This window comes from Acinetobacter sp. ANC 4173 (assembly GCF_004331255.1).
Lineage (GTDB): Bacteria > Pseudomonadota > Gammaproteobacteria > Pseudomonadales > Moraxellaceae > Acinetobacter.
This window is the reverse complement of the sequence record NZ_SJOF01000004.1, coordinates 185891-208054: the sequence shown is the minus strand read 5'-3', so window position 1 is coordinate 208054 and position 22164 is coordinate 185891. Positions and strand designations below refer to the sequence as shown.

Genomic DNA, 22164 nt, shown 5'->3' with positions numbered 1-22164 from the left:
CAGCTATTTTCAGTCATAATAGAGCGAAAATAGACACAGATTTATAGAAAAGGAGCGTTGAATGGCACGTAAGAAAGAAGTCGTTAGTGGAACTTTCGTGAAATACGATGCGGTCGTTCTCGGTTCGGGTCCTGCTGGCGAAGGCGCGGCAATGAAACTTGCTAAATCGGGCAAGCGCGTTGCAATTATTGATATGCGAGAGCAATTGGGGGGTAACTGTACCCACGTTGGCACAATTCCGAGTAAGGCATTGCGTCAAACAGTATCGAGCATTATTCGCTATCAACGCGATCCAATGTTCCAAAAAGTGGGGGATTGGAAACAATTTACCATGAAACAAGTGCTACGCAATGCGCATAAAGTCATTCAACAACAGGTTGAGACGCACTCGCGTTTTTACGATCGTAATAGGATTGATATTTTCCACGGCCGTGCTTATATCCAAGATCAAAATACAATTTTGGTTTTTACGCCTGAAGGGATTAAAGAAACCATTATGTTTAAGCAGTTGGTGATTGCGACAGGTAGCCGTCCGTATCGTCCTGCCATGCTTGATTTTAATCATCCACGTGTATTCGATTCAGATAAAATTTTGGATTTGGATTTCTCGATCCAGAAAATCATCATTTATGGTGCAGGTGTAATTGGCTGCGAATATGCGTCAATTTTCATTGGCTTAGACCATAAAGTTGATCTGATCAATACCCAAATGAAATTACTCAGCTATTTAGATGACGAAATTTCGGATGCACTCTCTTATCACTTGCGTGAGCAGGGTGTATTGATTCGTCATAATGAACAGATTGATCATCTTGAGACTTTTGATGATCACGTTGTGATGCATTTGCTCAGTGGTAAGAAAATTAAAGCCGATGCGATTTTATGGTGTAACGGTCGTTCTGGTAATACCGATGGTTTAGGTCTTGAGAATGTCGGTATTACACCAAACAGTCGCGGTCAAATTACCGTCAATGATCAATACCAAACTGAAGTTGACAATATTTACGCTGCGGGTGATGTGATTGGTTGGCCATCGCTAGCTTCTGCTGCCTATGACCAAGGTCGTTGTGCAGGGGCAAACATGAGTGGCGAAGAAGGCATTGAGCCAGTGGTTGATATTCCTACGGGGATTTATACCATTCCAGAAATTTCTTCGATTGGTAAGAATGAACAGCAATTAACGGAAGAAAAAATTCCGTATGAAGTAGGTCAGGCATCTTTCCGTTATTTAGCCCGTGCGCAAATTACAGGCGATACCGTCGGTGAATTGAAAATTTTGTTCCACCGCGATACCTTGGAAATTTTGGGCGTACATTGCTTTGGTAATAATGCTGCGGAAATTATTCACATTGGTCAAGCAGTGATGAACAGTCCAAATAATACCATCAAGTATTTTGTGGAAACGACATTTAACTACCCAACAATGGCTGAAGCATACCGTGTAGCGACTTTGAATGGTATGAACCGGTTGTTTTAAAAATTCAGTGAAGTGAATAAAAAGCCCATTCTGATTGATGGGCTTTTTTATGCACTGTGGGATGATGAATATCGTTTAGAAAGGTCGAGCGCCTGCCAAGCTAATACGTTTTAATAGACGACGTTGTTCTGCGGGAAAGGGTGTTCTCGAATGTAATGTGACTTGATTGTCCCAAAATACAATATCCCTCGTTTCCCATTGATGTTCGTAGCGGAACTCTGGTTTTAGAATATGTGCGCGTAGCTCTGCGATGAGTTCACTCCCTGCAATATCATTCACATTGACCAATTCAACTTCTGAACGCGTATTCAGCCACAATGCTTTACGTCCCGTTTCAGGGTGAGTACGTACAAGTGGATGTGGATAGGCATGTCCTAAAATCGGTTGATCTTTAAAGCGGTAGTAGGGTGAATCTGCATAACCACTTGTCCCTGTATTACTTTGTGCACGAACAAAGGGGTTATAGGTAATGAGCTGTAACGAGTCGATTTTCTTTTTAATCTCATCTGAGAGGGCATCATAGGCTTTGATGGTGTTGAACCAAGTGGTTTGTCCACCGTTTTGTGGAAGTTCAATGGCATAAAGCAGTGAACCGAAAGAGGGAAGTGGTGTCCATTGATGATCAGCATGTGGACTAAGCTCGCCATGACCTGTGTAGTCTCCTTGCCCTACTGCATTTGACACAGGTACAACATCAGGCGGGACACCAGTGTCCGATTGGCTGGCAAGTACTGGATTGTCTGCGCTTGGACGGAAAATGGAACCAAAGTAGCTGGCAAAGGCTAGATATTGTAAATCATCCAAACTTTGTTGTTTAAAAATCAAAATTAAATGTTCGGCTAGAGCTTGTTTAAGATGGAAAATGGTTTCGCCTGACTGTGCTTTACGTGCATCTAAGCCTGTTACAACCGCACCTAAAGCTTGATCTTTCAATGGAGTAATTTGAATTTCATTTGGATGTTGAAATGCTTCGGGTAAATGCCATTGCGGTGCATCATGAATGGCTTGAGAAAGTTGTGTAAGGCTGGTCATTGTTATTACTCTAAATTTCTTGTTGTTTTAAACTAAGAAAAACTCAGCACTTTTTGAAATAAGAATAAATGCTGAGTTTATGAAAACTAGAGTCAATCTTGAAGCGATTAATGTGGGCAGAAGGCTTGATTAAAGTACTCGAAGAGTTGCGGTGTTTGTAGCCAGAGTGCAATGGCAGCAATAATCAGTCCCAGTACGACCGCGCTAATCGATGTCTTAAGCCAAAACAGAGATGAATTATTCATGTACCACTGCCTTTTCATCAACAAAGAAATGAACCAGTACACCTAAAATACTGAGTGCAATTGAAATCATCCAAACCGCTTGATAATTACCTGTCATGTCATGATTCACGCCACCGAGCCATCCACCAAAAAAGGAACCGACTTGGTGAGTAAAAAATACAATACCGCTGAGCATAGACAAATAGCGAATACCGAACATATTGGCGACAATCCCGTTGGTTAATGGGACGGTAGATAACCATAATAAACCCATAATGATGCCAAAACTATAAATTGTCCATGTACTTAACGGTAAGGCTAAAAAAGCAATAATGGCGATGCCGCGCAGCGCATATAAGCCCATGAGCAGTTTAGGTTTGGAAAATTTACCTCCTAACCAGCCTGCACCGTATGTGCCAAAAATATTGAATAACCCGACTAAGGCTAAAAATACCGTACCCGTGATCGCATCAAAACCATGATCAATCAGATAACCAGGCAGGTGAATACCAATAAAGACCACTTGGAAGCCACACACCATAAAACCTAAAGATAAAAACCAGAAAGGTTTATGGGCTTTCGCTATGCTCAAAATTTGTTTAAAACTGAGCGCAGGTGCGGTACTTGACGTTTGGCTATTCGGTGCAACATACATGGGTGCTTTTAACATCCAAGCAAGTGGAACAATAAAGGCGATTAAAATAGCACTGACAATTAAAGCGGCTGACCAACCAATATTTTGCAATAGCAATAAGGTTGATGGCAGCATAATAAATTGCCCAAATGAGCCTGCTGCACTGGCAATTCCCATAGCTAAACTACGTTTTTCAGGTGGGGCTGCGCGCCCAACCGCAGAAAGTAACACAGGAAAAGACGTTGCAGATAAAGCTAAACCTAAAATCAGACCGACACTGACATTTAGCATAAAGCCTGTAGAGCTGATAGACATGAGCACTAGGCCAATCGCGTAGAGAATACCTCCTACCGTGACGACAATTTTACTGCCATATTTATCGGCAAAAGCTCCCGTAATTGGTTGTACAGCACCCCAAATCAGGTTTTGTAATGCGATTGCTAAACTAAAGACGTTATGCCCCCAACCAAATTCATGGCTCATAGGAACCAAATAGAGTCCAAATGCATGTCGAACACCTAGCGAAAGCGCCAAAATGATGGCGCTGCCAATCAGCATATAAATAAGGGGTTTTGAAAATTGACTTTGGGTCATTGCCGCATTCGTCTTTGAAATATAAGTTTGGCTGTATTGTACGCAATATATCGATTAATTTCGATATTTGATTAAAACATTTGAAAAGTGACGTAATGATTGGGGGATTAGTGCAGCATGATGAATATGTGAAAGCTACTGAAATAGTCATTGTTTGTATATTTAGGACACTGCGGAGTAACACAATCTTTAAGTATATGGATGGTACGAATGCGTCATTTATTTAGCAGAATTTATACATTCAAGAATTAATTTTATATTTAATACTGAGTTATGGGGGATTAGGTTGCGAGTCAATTTCATTTTTTTATTTAAGGCACAGCAGATTATTTTGATCAAGTACAGATGATTGATAGATCATCATCTGTACTCAGGGACTAAAGTGTTACGCTAAACTCTTTCGTTCTAATACAGCTTGATCAAAAAGTTGTTTTTCTTTGATTTGATGTTCTACAGAGAAGCGAATGAAAATCACACTGAAAGCTGCAACCGTAACGAGTCCACCTAAAATCATAAGACAAGTTTGAACATCAAGCAGCCCTTTAAGCAGGAAACCTGCTGCGACTGCACCCACATTACCCCCTGCACCGATGATGCCTGCAACACCTCCTAAAGCATCGCGATCAATAAAAGGCACCAGTGCATAAGTTGCCCCACATGCCATATGGGTAAAGAGCGCAAAAACGGTCATGCTGATGATCGCAAGGCTAACCACATTCATTTGCGAGAATAGGATAAGGAATAAACCTTCGCATAAAATTAGGATGAATAAGATTTTGGTGCGTCCATCTAGGCCTTTTGCAACAGCAACCTTATCCGAAATAATACCGCCCAAAGCACGGGCAAAAAGTGCCAATAAACCAAAAATACCCGCAGTTAAACCTGCTTCTTTAAGCCCCATATTGAAGTGATCCACATAATACATGGCAGCAACATTGTGAATGAAAATTTCAATACCGAAACATGCAGCATAAGAAACAAATAGAATCCAAACGCGATAATTTCGTGCAGCTTGTAGCAGAATCGCTGTGCCGCCTTTTTTACCACTCCCGACTTCAATGCCTTGTGTACGTAATTCTTTAAAGTTACCTTGAGGGCAGTCTTGAGTGAGCTTCCAGTATAAGATGCCCACAATCACCATCATGATGCCTGGTACAAGCAGAGCAATGCGCCACCCCATGCTTTGTTCTACACCAAACATTACAATTGCACCAAGAATAAGCGGCATGAGGGCTTGTGTTGCGCCGCCGCCTGCATTACCCCAACCTGCCGCCGCCGCGTTTGCTGTACCCACGACATTCGGTGCAAACATAATACTGGTATGGTATTGGGTAATGACAAAACTCGCGCCAATGGCACCAATCAGTAGACGGAAAAATAAAAAGGATTCGTAGGTATTGGCAGCTGCAACGCCAAATACAGGAATGCTGCCGAGTAATAAAAGGGCCGTATAGGTCTTTCTGGGGCCATATTTATCACACAATGGACCGACAATCAGGCGAATTAAAATAGTAATCGCAACGGCTGCAATATTAATGTTGGCAATTTGATCTTTGGTTAAATTAAATTCGCCTTTAATTACAGGCATGAGTGGTGCGCAGGCAAACCATGCAAAAAAGCAGACAAAGAATGCGAGCCAAGTCATATGGAACGCACGCATGGCGGGTGTAGAAAAATTAAAAAGTTTAATTTGTGTCGCTTTTTTTGCATCGCTATTTATTGCTGAAGACATAACCATCCCCTGAACTGAGCGTAATTTTGTTTACAAGTTTTTTAAGTTGCTTGTAATCCGATCAGAACGGACATCGTTGGCCGTCTATATGTATTGTGAATCTACGTTGATTCATCTTATAGAGATAAAGCAAGCAATATGCCAAAAGTGCGGATTTCGCATTGATTCAACTGATACTCTGATTAAACACGTGAGTCTGTTGCTCAATATGAGTTCAGAGGTCATCAAATCCTGAGAAAATGCTTTTGGATAAAAAGGGATAAAATCTGATCAAAAATAATTCATTCTTTAAAGCATTCAATAAAAGTGCATCAGAACAATGCACTTTAGATGAAAAGTTGGATGCATAAAACTCAGCCGCTATTCCACGGTATTCATAATATTTTAATGAATACCATGAAGATAAATCAGAATGAGTTTTCACATTTTAAAAGCGATAACCAATGCCTGCATAAGCGAGAATGGGATTGATCTCAATATCGGCTTTGGAGCGAATAAGTTCACCGAGTTTGGCATCGGTCACGGTAATGGTGGTGTCATTACTGAGTTGCGCATAACTGACCGAGCCGACAGCAAACCAATTGCTATTAAAATCGTAGGTAAATCCAACTGTGGCAATAGGTGCAAAGGCATCGGATGCTTCAAGATCCACTTGAGGGTTGGCAGAACTGGTTTTACCTTCTAAAGATCCGCCAGCTTGACCTTCTTTAATATTGGCAATCATATGACCAGCGGCAATTAAATCTTGTTCAATGCGTGGGTTCATTTCTAATTCATTAAAATAAGCATACATCACGCCTAAACCAACATAGGGACGAAATTTATTCACCCCAGTTTTGCCAAAGTGATATTGCAATTCAAATGCAGGTGTCCATGCCCGAGCCGAAGCAGCAACGCCATGAGCAGACAAATCGGTAATCAAAATATCATTTTCAAGTTCAACTTGACCTAAAACACTGCCTAAAGGACTGGCAATCGCTGAAAAAGGAGCATAGATTTTTCCTTGACCTTGTAAATCGACCTTAGGGGGAATCCCTGCTTTGACCTCAACGGAAACATGGTCCGTAAAGAAATAATTACTCATGATGCCTAAAGTTGTAACATCATCTGCTTGAAGTCCAGTACCTGCATTATCCCATTGGCTTAAGCCGTGTATTTCGGCAGTACCGCTGAGACTTGAAGGGACGGGTGCATCAATCGCAGCCAAGCCTTCAAGAGCTGCTTTCAATAGTGGATTAACGTCACTACCTGATCGAATATTGTCTAAAACGGTTTGTGCTTGAATACTGCCGACTTTCGCGGTTTCACCTTCCTTCACTGCTGTATTGACTCGAAACGGTTGGGCTTGACCTTGTGGCATGACGTGCAGGGCACCGACAGAAACGGAGAAGCGTTTAAAGCCATCGCCATCTTGTAAGCTGAAATAGGGGGATTTAGCATGGCTAAATGTAGGGATAAGGGTCATCGCAATTGAAAATGCCAATCCTGTTTTTTGCATAGGGGACTCCATGTCCATTCTTCATCATTTTTATTCAGGGCATTATTCAATAGAGTTGTGAAAGAAAACTGTTGTTTTAAAACAGGCATAGTTTTAAAAAATTGTGAAAATTACCGTGATTTTTTTATGGTTCTGTTACTTATCAATCAATCATGTTATTTCTAAAAAGCGTGGGAGCACGTGGCACAACTTGTTTGATTCTTCCCTAAATATTTATTAATGAAAAAGAAAATAGTTTGGGGTAGTTGTTTTGGATATAAAAAAAGATCACCCGAAGGTGACCTTTTTGACAACGGACTTAGTTTTTAAGCCAATGACACGTTTTCAGTCTGAAAACGAGATAAATCTTCTTCAGGACGTGCAGTCAAAACTTCAACCCCATCTTTAGTGACTAAAATGGTATGTTCATATTGCGCAGACAATTTATGATCTTTGGTCACAACTGTCCATTTGTCACCCAGTAATTTGGTTTGCCATACGCCTGCATTGACCATTGGTTCAATAGTAAAGGTCATGCCTTCTTCAAGAATCATACCGCTGTTGCCTTGACCATAATGTAATACTTGTGGTTCATCATGGAACACCGTACCAATACCGTGACCACAGTATTCACGAACGACGCTAAAGCGTTCTGATTCAACATATTTTTGAATCGCTAAGCCAATATCACCAATCGTCGAACCTGGTTTTACAGTTGCAATACCACGGTACATGGCTTCTTGTGCTACTTTACATAAGCGATCCGCAAGAATAGACGTTTCATCGCCAACCACGTACATCATATTGGTATCACCGTGGTAACCATCTTTAATCACAGTGACGTCAATATTTAAGATATCGCCTTTCTTTAAGATTTTACTTTCAGATGGAATACCATGACACACCACATGGTTCACGGAAGTACAAATGGTGTGCTGAAAAGCTGGACGACCAGGTGCCGCACCATAACCTAAACACGCAGGGATCGCATTTTGCACGTTCACAATATAATCGTGACAAATCGTGTCTAATTCGAGAGTCGTTACCCCTGGTTTGATATGCGGTTTGATCATATCCAACACTTCGGCCGCCAGTCGTCCCGCCACACGCATTTTTTCAATTTCATCGGCAGTTTTAATTAATCGACGGGGAGCTTGATAAGTTGTATTCATGATCTCTAAAAACTTTTGGAAATTTATATGTGACTATGGTATAAATAGCCGCCCATTTTATCAAATGCTTTTTCGTGAATATCTTTACGAGTCGTTTGATTGAAATAGGTAAAAAATCCGCACATATATCGACACATTACTCTGGGTGCCCTTTAAGGGTGGAGAATGCGGATATATGGAGGCCTAACCCAAACTTTAAGGTAAAGAAAATGGCAGATTACAACGTAAGCATGCGCGACCTTCTTCAAGCAGGTGCGCACTTTGGTCACCAAACTCGTTTCTGGAACCCAAAAATGCGTCAATACATTTTTGGTGCGCGTAACAAAATTCACATCATTAACCTTGAGCACACTGTTCCTGCGTTAAACGATGCTTTGAACTTTGTTAACAATCTTGCAAGCAAAAAGAACAAAGTATTGTTCGTTGGTACTAAACGTGCTGCTTCTAACATCATCCGTGAACAAGCTCAACGCGCTGGTCAACCATATGTAGATCACCGTTGGTTAGGTGGTATGTTGACGAACTGGAAAACACTTCGCCAATCTATCAACCGTTTGAAAGACCTTCAAACTCAATCTCAAGACGGTACTTTTGCTAAGCTTACTAAACGTGAAGCTTTAGAACGTACTCGTGAGATGGACAAACTTGAACGTGCTTTAGGCGGCGTTAAAAACATGGGTGGTTTACCTGACGCATTATTCGTAATCGACGTTGACCACGAATCAATCGCGATTAAAGAAGCTAAAAACCTTGGTATTCCTGTAATCGGTATCGTTGATACAAACTCTAACCCAGACAACGTTGATTTCGTTATCCCGGGTAATGACGATGCGATCCGTGCAGTAACACTTTACGCTTCTGCTATGGCTGATGCGATCCTTGCTGGTAAAGAGTACGCTCAAACTCAAGCAAATGCACAAGCAAAAGGCGACGAAGCTGCTAAAGAAGCTCCTGAGGCTTAATGCGTTTTGACGCAAGCTTGTCATTTTTGCGACATGTGATGGTGGCAAAGTAAGCGTCATGTATGCAGACGGCCCATGAGCATCCCTCTGGGCCGTTTCTGTTCTAAAAAGAATTCATTTTCTACCGATTTTTAGGAGATACACATGACTGCTATTACTGCAAGCATGGTTAAAGAATTGCGTGACCGTACTGGTTTAGCAATGATGGAATGTAAAAAAGCATTAACAGAAGCGAACGGTGACATCGAATTAGCGATTGATAACCTTCGTAAATCTGGTCAAGCTAAAGCTGCTAAAAAAGCGGGTAACATCGCTGCTGACGGCGCGATCACTATCGCTCAAGAAGGCAACAAAGCTATTCTTTTAGAAGTAAACTGCCAAACTGACTTCGTTGCTAAAGACGAAAACTTTGCTGGCTTCTCTGCTAAAGTTGCTGCTGCTGCACTTGCTGCTGGCGAAACTGATGCTGCTAAAATTGCTGAACTTAAACTTGAAGATGGCACGACTGTTGAAGAAGCGCGTATTGCTCTTGTTCAAAAAATCGGTGAAAACATCCAAGTACGTCGTGCTAAAATTGTTGAAGGTGAAAACCTTGCAGTTTACAAACACGGTTTAAAAATTGGTGTTGTAGTTGCTTATACTGGTCAAGCTGACACAGGTAAAGGTATTGCAATGCACGTTGCTGCATTCAACCCAGTTGCTGTAACTGCTGAAGGTGTTTCTGCTGAGCTTATCGCGAAAGAGAAAGAAATTGCTGAAGCGAAAGCGATTGAATCTGGCAAGCCAGCGAACATCGTTGAGAAAATGGTTACTGGTTCGGTTGAGAAATACTTGAACGAAGTTGTTCTTGAGCGTCAAATGTACGTAATCGACAACGATAAGAAAGTTGCTGACGTATTAAAAGCGACTGGTACAACTGTTGCTCAATTCGTTCGTTTCGAAGTGGGTGAAGGCATTGAGAAAAAAGCTGAACTTTCTTTTGCTGAAGAAGTTGCTGCTGCTCAAGCTGCTGCGAAATAATTTTATTTTGCAAAAAAAAGCCCCTTTTGGGGCTTTTTTTATATCAAATAAAAAGGATAACAAAATGATGAATAAAACAAATTTGAGAATAGGTGTTGTTATTCTGGTTCTTATTGCTGCATATCTAGGAATAAACCGCGAACAGCATGCGCTCCCTAAAGATGAACCTTCAACAGTTATTTCATCGGAAACAGTATCAACAGTAGATGATCATCAGAAAATACAACAGGCATTTCAGCAACAACACAATAATGTGCAAGTCCGTGCGAGTGGCGTAGTTAAAGCAATTCTTGCTGATGATCATGAAGGCTCCAGACACCAAAAATTTATATTGTTATTAAAGAACGGATTAACAGTATTGGTCGCCCATAATATTGATTTGGCGCCCAGAATAGAAAATTTGCAAAAAGGCGATACAGTTGAGTTTTATGGTGAATATGAATACAACCCGAAGGGTGGGATAATTCATTGGACGCATCATGATCCAGAGCGGCAGCACATTGATGGTTGGTTAAAACATCAGGGAAGAATTTATCAATAAAGAATGAGAGAGCAATTTTGTTCTATACAGCAAAAATAGACATGCTATTTTGCATGGGCAATAGGTTTGACTGGCATGAATGAAGAATTAATTGTATGAGTGACGTGAAGCATGAGTTTGTTAAATTTAAGCATGTCCAAGAATTGGGTGGCTTGGAGTTACTGAATGCTTCGTATATACAAAAGCAATTCTCTAAACATGTGCATGAAGGCTATTGCATCGGGGTGATAGAAGAGGGTGCGCAGTCTTTTTATCGCACAGGTGCACTGCATATTGCACCTAAAGGACATATCATTTTGGTGAATGCTGATGAAGTGCATACAGGTTCATCTGCAGTAGAAACAGGGTGGCGTTATCGTGCGATTTATCCAACACCTGAAATGTTAAGGGATGTGAGTCAGGATTTTTTTCAACCTTCAGGAACCATGCCGTGGTTTCCCCACGCCGTGATTCAGGATGAAGGCTTGGCACAACAACTTAGCTTGCTGTTCGATTTATTAGAAAATAAAGATAATCAATTATTTAAACAGACTTTATATCTATCTACGCTGGCTTATTTAATGTCACATCACAGTCGCACTAAGCTGGGTGAGTTGCCATTGCCTGAAGCGCAAAATCGCATATTGATGATTAAGGATTTATTGGCGAGTGCACCTGAAAAAGATTACTCACTGAATGAGCTGGCAGAAACAGCAGGTTTAAGTCCTTGGCATTTTTTGCGACAATTTAAAAAATATACGGGCCTTCCACCCCACGCATGGCTCATTCAGTTTCGTTTACATCAAGCGAAGCAGCTTTTAAAACGCGGTGAAAATATTGCTTTGGTGGCGGATTTATGTGGTTTTTCAGATCAGAGTCATTTTAATCGGCATTTCAAAAAATCGGTAGGAGTGACCCCTTTGCAATACGTGATGAGTCTACGTTAGAAGAAATGACTCTAATTTTAATGTGTTATTTAAGTGATTAAAATTTATGAATTTAATTAAGATTATTCGCTTCGTTCCATGCCTTGATTATTTCATGGTTATTCAGCAATTTTGTACAAGATCATCCTGTTGCAAAACACCTATTTTATTGGTGTGTTTATTCAGTAGATGTGGTTATGGATCTTTCTCAACAGCAATTAAGGGTTAGGGCTTATCACAAGTCGCAAGATTTTATCCAAGGTGCTTTAGATATTATTCCTTTATCGATTGCAGTATTGCCATGGGGGATTTTGGCGGGTTCAGTTGCCATTGATGCAGGACTTAGCATTCCACAGGCAGTGGCGATGTCGGCGGTTGTGTTTGCGGGTGCGGCACAACTGGTAAGTTTGGGAATGTGGTCTGCCGACGCAACAGCACTTACAATCGCAATTACAGTATTTTTCTTAACCAGTCAGCATTTTATTTATGCCTTAACCTTACGCAAAGATATTTCGGTTTTGGCGAGCTATTACCGAATTCTTTTGGGATTTTTATTGACGGATGAGTTATTCGCAGTCGCCATGACCAAGCAACTGCATCGTCCATATTATTTATTGGGTGCAGGCTTATGTTTTTATCTCGCGTGGGTGCTCTTTAGCCTATTGGGAATTTATTTGGCTTCGACCATTCCTAATTTGTCGAGCTTGCATTTAGATTTTTCTATTGTCGCTGTTTTGGTGGCGATTATTGTTCCCTTTATTAAAAATTGGATGAGTTTGATTGGTGTCATCACCACAATCCTAAGCTCACTGTGTTTAACCGCTTTGCATGTCGAAGCCTCAATTTTAATCTCTGGCATGTTGGGGATGTTTGTTGCGGTATGTCTGGAGCGTGGGGAGCAAAAAACATGAGTTGGGCATTTATTTTTTTGTTGGCTGCAATTGTTTTTTTTAATCGTTATCTATTTTTGGAACCTAAAGTTGCTATTCAGTTTCCGATGTTTTTTGAGCGTATGTTGAAATATTCAGCACCATGTTTATTAAGCGCAATTTGCATGCCGATTATTTTTTTTGATCACGGAGAATGGAGATCATTCGAAGGGAATAGTTATTTTTATGCCGCGATATTTTGCGTTCTTGCATCCTTATTTTTAAGAAAAATTTTAGTTAGTTTGGCTTTGAGTTTGCTGTTTTTTTATGCATTAGAAGCTTGGGTGTTTTAACTAAATTCACAGTGGAAAACATCAGAGAGACCGAATTCCACTGTGAAAATTGTACATATGCGCTAAATGGCGTTCATTTGCGCTCTGGCATGGGTTTTTAATTTGGGCACCAGTTTTATTTAGATATGCATCCATACACCAAATTGGGCCAATGAGGAGGAATTGGAGGTCTTTGAAGAAAGATGGTTTCTTTCCTTCAATTTTATGTCCATAAAATTGTCCAATCCAAGCAAAAATGAACAATGCAATATAAAAACCCACACCAACAGGTAAAATCAAAATCAGCCATGCCATTACAAAAATTAGGGCTGCCATTGCTACGGCTAAAACAAGATCAAGGCGACTGTAAAAAATAAGAGTCAGGGTCACAATGAGAGCGGTAAGTAGCGCACTGAAATGCGCCAAAATGCCAATGATTGAAAATAAAATTGTGGGTACGCAAAGCCAGTGAATCATTTTATTGGTTTTATTTTGGTGGCTTTCACTGTATTCATCGAACCATTCATTTAGTGTTTTCATGTGTTGCTCCTGCAAATGCTTATTGTATTTTTTATATCCTTGTTCCTGAGAGACTATAAAATAGAAAACAAAAGAGGTCAAAATTTGAAATTAAATTTTGGTTCATTTCTATCATTTGTTTTGTTATGCATTAACGCAGCTCAATGATTTTGAACTGCGTTTAGGTATGCATTCACAGATTTAATTTTCTGCATGAAAAACTTCTTTGCCTTCTTTGAAAGTGGCAAGCACTTTAATATTTTTAATTTGATTACTAGGTACAGTCATGGGGTTCTGATCCAGAATCACAAAATCAGCTAATTTCCCCGGAACCAGTGTCCCTTTGCTGTTTTCTTCAAAATATTGATAGGTTGCCCAACTGGTCATGCTCTTGAGAGCAATATAGGGACTTACGCGTTGATCGGTACCTAAAATTTTACCGCTACGCGTTACTCGGTTTACGGTGGTGTCCAAGGTCATCATGCTATTCGGAGGAATGACGGGTGCATCATGATGTTCGGTAAATAAAATCCCTTTTCTTAAGGCTGAGCCAGTAGGGGAAATGTTTTGAGCGCGTTGTAGACCTAAAGTCTCTTGAATATGCCAGTCTCCCCAATAATAAGTATGTAGTGAGAAGAAAGAAGGAATGAGTTTTAGTTCTTTGGCTTTATCCAGTTGATCTTCCCGCATGGTTTGCGCATGAATAATCACATTGCGTCGATCTTGGATTGGAAATTTAGCTGTAGCTTTTTCAATAGTATTTAAATATTGATCAATTGCGGCATCACCATTAGCATGCGCTAAAATTTGCCAATTATTTTGAAAGGCTAAATCAATCAGATTTTGTACTGTGCTTTGTTGTGGAAAAGCGGCATAGCCACGGTAAGATTTTTTTTGACCTTCAGGTGGTATGACATAGGGTTTGGTTAGCCAAGCAGTTTTACCTTGTGGAGATCCATCTAGGCTAATTTTAACGCCCCCAATTCTATAGTGATGTTTATATTCTCGATTGGTTCCGTATTGCAGCATATAGTTTTTTTCTGTGCTGATGTCTGGGTAGACCACCAAATCGATAGGTAATTTTCCATTTTGGGCTAAATTGCGCCACATTTCTGAAGTGCCAGCATCGGCCCGGCCTTCCTGAATGGTGGTATAACCATTTTGGGTATAGGTTTGTACCGCAGTGAGTGCCATTTTTTCCATGGTTTCAGGTGGCATATGCTGGAAAATTTGAATCATGGCTTTAAAAACCACACTTTCCTCAAGTACGCCATTGGGTTCTTTCGAATTTGCTTTACGACGGATGACTCCACCAGGTGGATTTGGTGTTTGGGCGTCAATTTTGAGTAGTTTGAGTGCTTTTGTATTTACCGTAGCCAAATGACCAGATTGATGTAAGACAATGATGGGTTGCTCTACCGAGATTTCATCCAGCTCTTTGGCAGTGGGGTGGCGTTGTTCAGTCAGTTGGGCATCATCATATCCGTTGCCAATAATCCACCCCGAAGCTTGTTGAATAAAAGCGGGATTATTATTTTTCCATGTTTGCATTGCTTGAATCAGAGAGGGAATATCTGTGACTTTGCCATCTGGCGGGGCATAAAGATTGGCAACGCTTTGTTGTAAGCCAACACTATTGGCATGGCTATGTGCATCGATCAGTCCGGGAATCACAGTATGGTTTTTTAAGTTAAAGCGTTGTGCACGCTGATTGAGTCGTTTTGCATCAGCAAGAGAGCCAGTAAATCTGATCATCCCATTTTCAACCAGCATCGCTTCGACATATGTCGGGGTATCGCCTTGCATGGTTAGAATAGGGCCACCATGCAGGATAAAGGTGGAATTCTGTCTAGGGTCTATTTTTTCACCGCGATGAATATGTTTTGAGATGGAGTAGCTACACGCAGACAATAAAACCGTACTCATTAGAGCAAAAACTTTCAAATGTGAAGTTGTTAAATATTGGATTGATTTTGTCATTATATCGTTCTCCGACAGGTCGTCGATTTCTTGTCTTTTTTTTAAAATAACATATTAATTAAATTAGAAAATAAAAAAAGCCACTTAGATGTGGCTTTTTATCAAATGTATTGTGCATCGGTGAAATTAAGAATTGGGACCTGCAACGCGTTCAATGCTTACTTTTGCTGTTCCTGCATTGGTGATACCAAGTTGTTTTGCAGCACCATAAGAAAGGTCAACTACACGGTTGCCATGGAATGGACCACGGTCATTGACTTTCACAACCACACTTTTACCGTTATTTTTGTTGGTCACACGAATGTAGCAGTTCAGTGGCAAGCTACGATGAGCTGCTGTTAATGCATTCATGTCAAATGTTTCACCATTTGCGGTTTTACGACCATGGAACTGACGACCATACCATGAAGCAACACCAGTTTGGCTAAATTGACGAACAGTGTTTGACGCAACATCATTTAACTTGTCAATGACTGAGGGCTCATTTGCTGGGATTTCAATTTTCGCAGCAATGGTTTCGCGGCGAATTTTATCTCCAGAACTCTCAGTAATTGAAAGGCTATTTAGATTTGAAAAGTGAGAGTTAAAACTCTGAGCATCTTTGTTTAAAACACGTGCTGCTAAACGTGAATTATCATTGTCATTATTTAACGACGAGGATTGAACCAATTCCGCCTGTGACTGGGTCAGGGCGAACGTGGTGGTTATGGCAAGAATATATTTCATTGAAGAATGCATAAAATCTCCTAAAGGCGGGTTTGCAGAGCAGTAATTCAGTAGTAAAACCTTGAATTACAAGCAAACGGGCCGATTTATTCACTTGTGCAACTACATTTGACGAGATGGATAATATTCATGCCATGGTGAAGGTGTCTAGTCTTTATCCCGAAATGTTTACAAAAAGTAGGTAATTAAATTGTTTTTAGGTTAAAAAATATACAATATTGTAACATTTTATTTAATTTGCTTATTTGATGTGCTTTTTGCTTTAAAAAAAGATTGACTTATGTATTTTTTGTAAAAAGCTAGCCTTAGCGGCTAGCAATTTCAGTGCCTAATTGCCACACAGCAGTGGCATACATACGGCTCTTATTATAAGTGGTAATGACTTGAAAATTCGGGTAAGTAATATAGTAAATTGAGCCATAACTCTCTTGAAGTAGAATGACATTAACCATATCTAAATCATCAATTTGTACCACTGGATTGATGGGTGAAATACCCCGAGGTTTTAATACGCCATAAGGTGTAGGTTGTTCAAGATTTTGAGCAATAATGGCATCAGGTGTCGAACCTGTGTAACGTGCAGCAAAACCAATAGGTTGATTTCTTTGCCAACCATGTTGCGCTAGATAGTTTGCAATAGAACCAATGGCATCGACTGCTGAATTTCTTAGGTCAACATGCCCATTGCCATCATAGTCCACACCATATTTAGGAATGTTGCTAGGCATGAATTGTGGATAGCCAATTGCACCCGCATAAGACCCTACGACAGAGTTTGTCGGTACGCCATCTTTATATGTCCATGCAATCAGTGCAGACAGCTCATCTTGGAAATAGGCAGCACGACGCTCATAACCAAATGCAAGCGTCGCTAAGGCATCTCGAGTGATGAAATTGCCTTTATTTGCACCAAAACCTGTTTCTACGCCTAAAATACCCAAAATCACCGATTGCGGAACACCAAATTGCTGTTCCGCACGGTTTAAGGTATCTGCATATTGATTTTTGAATCGAACGCCACGTTGAATGGTACTTTCCGACATGAAATTGGTTTTATAGTCATACCATGGCTTACTTTCACCTGGTCGGTTCATAATATTGATAATGTTGGGAAGATTACGTGAGCCATTCATTGCCCAATCGACTTGTTCAGCCGTTAAACCATAGTTTTGCATGGTTTTTTGTTTGAATCTGGAGTATTGGAGATTATTGGCAAAATCATTGGCTTGGCAAAAACTGGTAATTGAAAAAGCACCAATAAGTAAAGATAAACGCTTCAGTTTTTTATAAATAGACAAATTCGTCATATAGGTTAAATCCCAAAAATTATCGATGTGTATGAATTGACATCACAACGCCAAAAGTGGCCATTAGAGTAATAATTGCAGTACCGCCATAACTCATAAAAGGTAAAGGCACACCCACTACCGGTAAAATACCACTGACCATGCCTGCATTGACAAACACATATACAAAAAATGACAAAGCAAAACTGCTTGCCACTAAACGTCCAAAGTTATGAAAACTGTTTAATCCAATTTGGAACGTTCGGCTAATGATTGCAAAGTACAGTATAATCAATATGATAATACCAATCAGCCCAAATTCTTCAGAAAATGCAGCAATAATAAAATCGGTATGACCTTCAGGTAAAAAATGTAAATGAGATTGAGTGCCTAAGAGGTATCCTTTACCTAAAACTCCACCAGAACCTATGGCAGTTTCTGATTGAATAATATTCCACCCTGTACCCAGTGCATCTTCTTCGGGATGAATGAGTGTTAGAACGCGTTGTCGTTGATAATCATGCAGTAAAAATTGCCAAGCAATCGGAATGATGAGTGCGGCTAGCCCAATTGCGACAGTAATCAAGCGCCATGACAATCCACTGAGGAATAAAACAAACAGACCACTGGATAAAACCAATAAAGAGGTGCCGAGGTCAGGTTGCTCAGCAATAAAAATAAAGGGAAGACCAATAAAGAGTAGATAAATGCCAATTTGACTGACTTTAGGGGGTAAAGGTCGCCGAGCTAAAAACCATGCAATCATCAAGGGCATGGCAATTTTCATAAATTCACTGGGTTGCACACTGCCCAGTCCAGGAATATCGATCCAGCGCTGTGCCCCTAAACGGACCTCTCCAAATAGTTTCACTCCTATTAGCGACAAGAATGCAAATATGTAGAGATAGGGGGCAAAGGATTGATACACCTTGGGTGGAACTTGTGCGAGAGCTAACATGGTGAGAAAACCAATGGCAAAACTGATGGCTTGTTTCGACACTAGACTCCAGTCTTGTTCGGAAGCACTATAGAGCACGGTTAAACCTAATAATGCAGTGAGCAATAAATAGAGGCATAACCACGGATCGAGGTGTAATTTGTGCCACTTTGACGGTAGTGAAGTGGTACTTAAACTATCACGGGGTGCATGGCGTAAGAATTTGGACTGTGGAGGAGTAGTCATGGAAGATATTAATAGAATAAAGTCTTAGGCAGTATTTTGCGCTTGCTACCATATACCTGTGTATTGATGCTGTACATCAATATTTAGCAATAAAAAAACCTAGCAAAAGCTAGGTTTCCGATAGTTTAATTTTCTATCAATGATGGAACAGCGTATCGTGATACTCTGCCATAATCATGAGTTCTTGCTTGGTTAAATGTGGGAAGATTTTATCAATTGCAATATGCACCGCTTTAATGACCGCCGCAGAGCCGATATCCGCCGCTTTACGCTTAATCATGCCCAAATCGAGGGTTTTGTTAAAATCATTCATGAAATGACGTACAGTCGCTTCTGCGAACTGTTTATACAATTCGACCAGCACCGATTTGTTAATGTCAGCCCCTGAGCGAATTTCAGCAAAATTTGACTTTAAATTAGTCACCAAGCTGGCATCTAAACTTTCACCAACACGATATTGAGCTTGTGCATCTTTAAATAAGCTTTTTTCAGAAAACTCAATCGATTGTTTCACCACATCATTTGGAGCTTTACTTAAAAGTTGCTTCAGTAGCACCGCAACAGTAGATTTAACGTAACCTGCTAATTTTTCCGCAGTATCACGTTTATCACTCGGTGGAAAACGACGAACTAACTCCGTTAAAATGGCGTCAATAATTTCGTCATTAATCAATAAAGCAGTTTGGTCACGTAAAGGGTAGAGTGCTTCACTCGAATTTTTCTTCTGCTGACCAGTTTGAATACTATTTAATAGTGTTTCAGAAGGGACAAAACCAAAAAAAGGCATTGTTATTTAACCTCAATATTATTCATTTTATTGTCGCGCCAAGCGAATTGGGCGAGGCATCCATGTTAAATCCGATACACGACAAGGGTTGATATCTAAACCACCTCGGCGGGTATAAGCCGCATAAACCATAAGCTTTTCGGGTTGCAGATTTTGCCAGATATCGGCATAGATCTGTTCTACGCATTGCTCATGAAAGCCATTATGCTGGCGGTAGGAGATAATATAGGCTAAAAGTGAACGATAACAAGGCTTTTTACCCTGATAACGGATAAAAACTGTACCCCAATCGGGTTGACCCGTCACAGGGCAGTTACTACGCAGTAAATGTGAATAGAGTTGGATTTCCTGATTATCCATATTTTCACGATCTAAACTGAGTAACGATGCATCAGGTTGATTTTCCAGACGTTCAGGGACTAAGTCATCAATACAGATGCCTTCGGGCTGATCAATAGCTAAATCATCCACTTGGAACAATTGAATTGTTACTGTAGCACCCGCAGCTGCAGATAAATCTTTTTCTACAGTGGCGATAAATGTGGCTTCAGAATCGAATTGGGTAAAGTTAAGACTATTAAAATAAAGCTTGAGTGATTTGGACTCAATTAAATTGGGTGAAGATGCTGGTAGCGTTAAGCGACCAATCGCAACTTGAGGAATACCTTGAGCATTGAGCCAAGAAATTTCAAACACGTGCCACCAGTCTTTACCTTGTTGAATGCCTTCAATATGGGCATAGCTTGAACGTGCTTGTGCACGAGCAATGGGAAAAAGAATATCTGGTTGATATGTTGATGGATATTGGGTGTCTTTACCAAGTAAAGAATGTTCTACACTCATTATTCACGCATTCCTGAGCCACGAGAAAGTAAATAATACGCTATACCGTAAAGGACAGCACAACATAAAGTCACTACGGTGAGTGAAATCGAAACATTCACATCACTATGACCTAGAATTCCGAAACGGAAAGCATTGACCATATATACAATAGGATTAATTAAAGAAAGATTTTGCCAAAATGGGCTAAGTGCACTGATGGCATAAAACACACCGCCTAAATAAGTTAAAGGGGTAAGTACAAAAGTTGGAATGATTGAAATATCGTCAAAAGATTTGGCGTAAACAGCATTAATAAAACCACCTAATGAAAATAATAATGAGGTCACAATCACTGTATATATAGTTACAAACCAGTTGGTAATATATAAGTCAGTAAAAAACAGGCTCATGGCGGTGACAATAATACCCACCAAGACCCCGCGAGATAATCCGCCTAACACATAACCCCACAGGACTAAATGTAAAGGCACTGGACTCATAATCAGTTCTTCAATACTTTTTTGGAATTTGGCACTAAAGAAACTAGAGGAAACGTTGGCATAGCTATTGGTAATCACCGCCATCATAATTAAGCCGGGTACAATAAACTGCATATAGCTAAAGCCGCCCATTGAACCAATCCGTGAGCCGACCAAATTGCCAAAAATCACAAAATAAAGACTCATGGTAATCGCTGGCGGCAATAATGTTTGTGGCCAAATTCGCATAAAGCGGCGAACTTCTTTATGAACCAATGTGAAAAGAGCAACACGCATTTGAGTCATGTTCATGGTGTAGCTCCTTCCAAATTTTTCTCTACAAGTCTGACAAACAGTTCTTCTAAGCGGTTGGATTTATTGCGCATACTACTCACTTGAATGCCTTGTGCTTCAAGTAGCTGAAATAATTGATTTAAGGTATGAGCTTTGTCCATGGTGACTTCAAGCGTGACTGGATCAATTAAATTGAAGCGAACTCCAATAATATCAAGGTGTAGGGGTTGAATTGGCTCAGCCAAGTCAAAAATAAAGGATTCTTCGTGTAATTGATTAAGGAAGGCTTTCATGGTGGTATCTTCTTTAATCACGCCACGGTCAATAATCGCAATGCGGCGACACAACATTTCAGCTTCTTCTAAATAGTGTGTCGTTAAAATGATGGATGTCCCATTTTCATTCATTTCAGTTAGGAAATCCCACATTGAGCGGCGTAGCTCAATATCGACACCCGCAGTAGGTTCATCCAAAATAAGGAGTTTTGGTTCATGCATCATGGCGCGTGCAATCATGAGGCGGCGTTTCATACCACCTGACAGCATACGACCTTGGGTATTTCGTTTTTCCCAAAGCCCTAATTTTTCTAAATAATGTTCGGCACGTTGCTCTGCAATTTTACGGGGGATACCATAATAACCTGCCTGAGTCACCAAAATATCGAAGGTTTTTTCAAACTGACCAAAGTTAAATTCTTGTGGCACAACACCTAAGCATTGCTTGGCCTGCGATGGATGTGTATCAAGATTATGACCAAAAATTTCGACAGTGCCCGCGGTCTTTTTGGTTAAAGAACTAATAATCCCGATGGTCGTCGATTTGCCAGCACCGTTCGGTCCAAGAAGCGCATAAAACTCACCTTCTGGTACGGTTAAATTAATTCCCTTAAGGGCTTGAAAGCCATTACGATAAGTTTTGGACAAATCTCTGATCAGTAATGCATCGGTCATGAAGTTCTCACAGCATATAGAGTGTGGCTATTGTGAGCGATCTTGATAAATAAACCAAGTAAATTACAGGGAATACTGCGTTGCATGCTTAGAACATTGATTAAACTCTAAGCATAAAAATGCATGATTTCTATATAGTTGCTTTCACTTCTTTATTTTTTTGC

Annotated in this window: 22 protein-coding genes; 7 read left to right on the top strand and 15 right to left on the bottom strand. The window is 40.3% G+C overall.

Annotation, left to right across the window (positions count from 1 at the left end; translation table 11 throughout):
* The first annotated feature begins 61 nt into the window (after window positions 1–61).
* Entirely contained in the window at window positions 62–1477 is a 1416-nt protein-coding gene (gene sthA / locus E0H94_RS07300) for a Si-specific NAD(P)(+) transhydrogenase (RefSeq protein ID WP_131325788.1), read from the top strand.
* A 75-nt stretch (window positions 1478–1552) separates the two neighbouring features.
* On the opposite strand, the gene E0H94_RS07295 is transcribed toward sthA, so the two are convergent.
* From E0H94_RS07295 to map, 6 genes are all read right to left on the bottom strand, one after another.
* Window positions 1553–2509, bottom strand: coding sequence for a TauD/TfdA dioxygenase family protein (locus E0H94_RS07295; protein ID WP_131325787.1), 957 nt, complete (start codon window positions 2507–2509; stop codon window positions 1553–1555).
* Between the two features lie 107 nt (window positions 2510–2616).
* Entirely contained in the window at window positions 2617–2754 is a 138-nt protein-coding gene (locus E0H94_RS18460; protein ID WP_016167390.1) for a hypothetical protein, read from the bottom strand.
* Window positions 2747–3961, bottom strand: a complete 1215-nt coding sequence (locus E0H94_RS07290; protein ID WP_131325786.1) for an MFS transporter — start codon at window positions 3959–3961, stop codon at window positions 2747–2749. Before E0H94_RS07290 ends, E0H94_RS18460 begins: the two co-directional genes overlap by 8 nt.
* A gap of 385 nt (window positions 3962–4346) precedes the next feature.
* Window positions 4347–5693, bottom strand: coding sequence for an MFS transporter (locus E0H94_RS07285; RefSeq protein WP_131325785.1), 1347 nt, complete (start codon window positions 5691–5693; stop codon window positions 4347–4349).
* Between the two features lie 427 nt (window positions 5694–6120).
* Window positions 6121–7191, bottom strand: coding sequence for an OmpW/AlkL family protein (locus E0H94_RS07280; protein WP_131325784.1), 1071 nt, complete (start codon window positions 7189–7191; stop codon window positions 6121–6123).
* Window positions 7192–7496: 305 nt separating this feature from the next.
* Window positions 7497–8342, bottom strand: coding sequence for a type I methionyl aminopeptidase (gene map / locus E0H94_RS07275; protein ID WP_131325783.1), 846 nt, complete (start codon window positions 8340–8342; stop codon window positions 7497–7499).
* 209 nt (window positions 8343–8551) lie between these two features.
* On the opposite strand from map, the gene rpsB reads away from it, so the two are divergent.
* From rpsB to E0H94_RS07245, 6 genes are all read left to right on the top strand, one after another.
* Entirely contained in the window at window positions 8552–9304 is a 753-nt protein-coding gene (rpsB, locus tag E0H94_RS07270; RefSeq protein WP_116759304.1) for a 30S ribosomal protein S2, read from the top strand.
* 144 nt (window positions 9305–9448) lie between these two features.
* Complete coding sequence (tsf, locus tag E0H94_RS07265; RefSeq protein ID WP_131325782.1) at window positions 9449–10324, top strand: translation elongation factor Ts; 876 nt, start codon at window positions 9449–9451, stop codon at window positions 10322–10324.
* Window positions 10325–10388: 64 nt separating this feature from the next.
* Window positions 10389–10865 carry a DUF3465 domain-containing protein gene (locus tag E0H94_RS07260; protein ID WP_131325853.1) on the top strand — a complete coding sequence of 159 codons (477 nt, stop codon included), beginning with the start codon at window positions 10389–10391 and terminating at the stop codon, window positions 10863–10865.
* A 95-nt stretch (window positions 10866–10960) separates the two neighbouring features.
* Complete coding sequence (locus E0H94_RS07255) at window positions 10961–11791, top strand: helix-turn-helix transcriptional regulator (protein ID WP_131325781.1); 831 nt, start codon at window positions 10961–10963, stop codon at window positions 11789–11791.
* 176 nt (window positions 11792–11967) lie between these two features.
* Window positions 11968–12681: an AzlC family ABC transporter permease gene (locus tag E0H94_RS07250; RefSeq protein WP_131325780.1), complete on the top strand. Its 714-nt coding sequence runs from the start codon at window positions 11968–11970 to the stop codon at window positions 12679–12681.
* Window positions 12678–12992: an AzlD domain-containing protein gene (locus E0H94_RS07245; RefSeq protein WP_131325779.1), complete on the top strand. Its 315-nt coding sequence runs from the start codon at window positions 12678–12680 to the stop codon at window positions 12990–12992. Before E0H94_RS07250 ends, E0H94_RS07245 begins: the two co-directional genes overlap by 4 nt.
* A 21-nt stretch (window positions 12993–13013) precedes the next feature.
* Here E0H94_RS07245 and E0H94_RS07240 read toward each other — a convergent pair whose 3' ends face one another.
* The 9 genes from E0H94_RS07240 to E0H94_RS07200 form a co-directional block, all read right to left on the bottom strand.
* Complete coding sequence (locus E0H94_RS07240) at window positions 13014–13511, bottom strand: DUF962 domain-containing protein (RefSeq protein WP_131325778.1); 498 nt, start codon at window positions 13509–13511, stop codon at window positions 13014–13016.
* A 180-nt stretch (window positions 13512–13691) separates the two neighbouring features.
* Window positions 13692–15470: an amidohydrolase gene (locus E0H94_RS07235; protein ID WP_171462054.1), complete on the bottom strand. Its 1779-nt coding sequence runs from the start codon at window positions 15468–15470 to the stop codon at window positions 13692–13694.
* A gap of 126 nt (window positions 15471–15596) precedes the next feature.
* A complete protein-coding gene (locus E0H94_RS07230; RefSeq protein WP_131263777.1) occupies window positions 15597–16208 on the bottom strand; it encodes a septal ring lytic transglycosylase RlpA family protein in 612 nt (203 codons plus the stop codon).
* A gap of 293 nt (window positions 16209–16501) precedes the next feature.
* Window positions 16502–17503 (bottom strand): lytic murein transglycosylase B, encoded by a 1002-nt coding sequence (mltB, locus tag E0H94_RS07225; protein WP_131325777.1) that lies wholly within the window; start codon window positions 17501–17503, stop codon window positions 16502–16504.
* Window positions 17504–17522: 19 nt separating this feature from the next.
* The gene (gene rodA, locus E0H94_RS07220; RefSeq protein WP_131325776.1) at window positions 17523–18665 is read right to left on the bottom strand and encodes a rod shape-determining protein RodA; all 1143 of its coding nucleotides are present in this window, start codon (window positions 18663–18665) and stop codon (window positions 17523–17525) included.
* Window positions 18666–18801: 136 nt separating this feature from the next.
* Complete coding sequence (locus E0H94_RS07215) at window positions 18802–19452, bottom strand: hypothetical protein (protein ID WP_131325775.1); 651 nt, start codon at window positions 19450–19452, stop codon at window positions 18802–18804.
* A 27-nt stretch (window positions 19453–19479) separates the two neighbouring features.
* Window positions 19480–20295 (bottom strand): NADPH-dependent 7-cyano-7-deazaguanine reductase QueF, encoded by an 816-nt coding sequence (gene queF, locus E0H94_RS07210; protein WP_131325774.1) that lies wholly within the window; start codon window positions 20293–20295, stop codon window positions 19480–19482.
* A complete protein-coding gene (locus E0H94_RS07205) occupies window positions 20295–21068 on the bottom strand; it encodes an ABC transporter permease (RefSeq protein ID WP_131263772.1) in 774 nt (257 codons plus the stop codon). The genes queF and E0H94_RS07205 overlap by 1 nt, the downstream gene beginning before the upstream one ends.
* Window positions 21065–22000 (bottom strand): ABC transporter ATP-binding protein, encoded by a 936-nt coding sequence (locus E0H94_RS07200; RefSeq protein ID WP_131325773.1) that lies wholly within the window; start codon window positions 21998–22000, stop codon window positions 21065–21067. Before E0H94_RS07200 ends, E0H94_RS07205 begins: the two co-directional genes overlap by 4 nt.
* Between the last annotated feature and the right edge of the window lie 164 nt (window positions 22001–22164).

Excerpts from the sequence above, each read along its gene's own strand:
- E0H94_RS07230 (WP_131263777.1), bottom strand. The coding sequence starts at position 16,208 with ATGCATTCTTCAATGAAATATATTCTTGCCATAACCACCACGTTCGCC.
- E0H94_RS07295 (WP_131325787.1), bottom strand. The coding sequence starts at position 2,509 with ATGACCAGCCTTACACAACTTTCTCAAGCCATTCATGATGCACCGCAA.
- E0H94_RS07235 (WP_171462054.1), bottom strand. The coding sequence starts at position 15,470 with ATGACAAAATCAATCCAATATTTAACAACTTCACATTTGAAAGTTTTT.
- E0H94_RS07280 (WP_131325784.1), bottom strand. The coding sequence starts at position 7,191 with ATGCAAAAAACAGGATTGGCATTTTCAATTGCGATGACCCTTATCCCT.
- E0H94_RS07215 (WP_131325775.1), bottom strand. The coding sequence starts at position 19,452 with ATGCCTTTTTTTGGTTTTGTCCCTTCTGAAACACTATTAAATAGTATT.
- E0H94_RS07260 (WP_131325853.1), top strand. The coding sequence starts at position 10,389 with ATGATGAATAAAACAAATTTGAGAATAGGTGTTGTTATTCTGGTTCTT.
- map (WP_131325783.1), bottom strand. The coding sequence starts at position 8,342 with ATGAATACAACTTATCAAGCTCCCCGTCGATTAATTAAAACTGCCGAT.
- E0H94_RS07245 (WP_131325779.1), top strand. The coding sequence starts at position 12,678 with ATGAGTTGGGCATTTATTTTTTTGTTGGCTGCAATTGTTTTTTTTAAT.
- E0H94_RS07290 (WP_131325786.1), bottom strand. The coding sequence starts at position 3,961 with ATGACCCAAAGTCAATTTTCAAAACCCCTTATTTATATGCTGATTGGC.
- sthA (WP_131325788.1), top strand. The coding sequence starts at position 62 with ATGGCACGTAAGAAAGAAGTCGTTAGTGGAACTTTCGTGAAATACGAT.
- rpsB (WP_116759304.1), top strand. The coding sequence starts at position 8,552 with ATGGCAGATTACAACGTAAGCATGCGCGACCTTCTTCAAGCAGGTGCG.
- E0H94_RS07240 (WP_131325778.1), bottom strand. The coding sequence starts at position 13,511 with ATGAAAACACTAAATGAATGGTTCGATGAATACAGTGAAAGCCACCAA.
- E0H94_RS07250 (WP_131325780.1), top strand. The coding sequence starts at position 11,968 with ATGGATCTTTCTCAACAGCAATTAAGGGTTAGGGCTTATCACAAGTCG.
- mltB (WP_131325777.1), bottom strand. The coding sequence starts at position 17,503 with ATGACGAATTTGTCTATTTATAAAAAACTGAAGCGTTTATCTTTACTT.
- E0H94_RS07205 (WP_131263772.1), bottom strand. The coding sequence starts at position 21,068 with ATGAACATGACTCAAATGCGTGTTGCTCTTTTCACATTGGTTCATAAA.
- E0H94_RS07285 (WP_131325785.1), bottom strand. The coding sequence starts at position 5,693 with ATGTCTTCAGCAATAAATAGCGATGCAAAAAAAGCGACACAAATTAAA.
- rodA (WP_131325776.1), bottom strand. The coding sequence starts at position 18,665 with ATGACTACTCCTCCACAGTCCAAATTCTTACGCCATGCACCCCGTGAT.
- queF (WP_131325774.1), bottom strand. The coding sequence starts at position 20,295 with ATGAGTGTAGAACATTCTTTACTTGGTAAAGACACCCAATATCCATCA.
- tsf (WP_131325782.1), top strand. The coding sequence starts at position 9,449 with ATGACTGCTATTACTGCAAGCATGGTTAAAGAATTGCGTGACCGTACT.
- E0H94_RS18460 (WP_016167390.1), bottom strand. The coding sequence starts at position 2,754 with ATGAATAATTCATCTCTGTTTTGGCTTAAGACATCGATTAGCGCGGTC.
- E0H94_RS07255 (WP_131325781.1), top strand. The coding sequence starts at position 10,961 with ATGAGTGACGTGAAGCATGAGTTTGTTAAATTTAAGCATGTCCAAGAA.
- E0H94_RS07200 (WP_131325773.1), bottom strand. The coding sequence starts at position 22,000 with ATGACCGATGCATTACTGATCAGAGATTTGTCCAAAACTTATCGTAAT.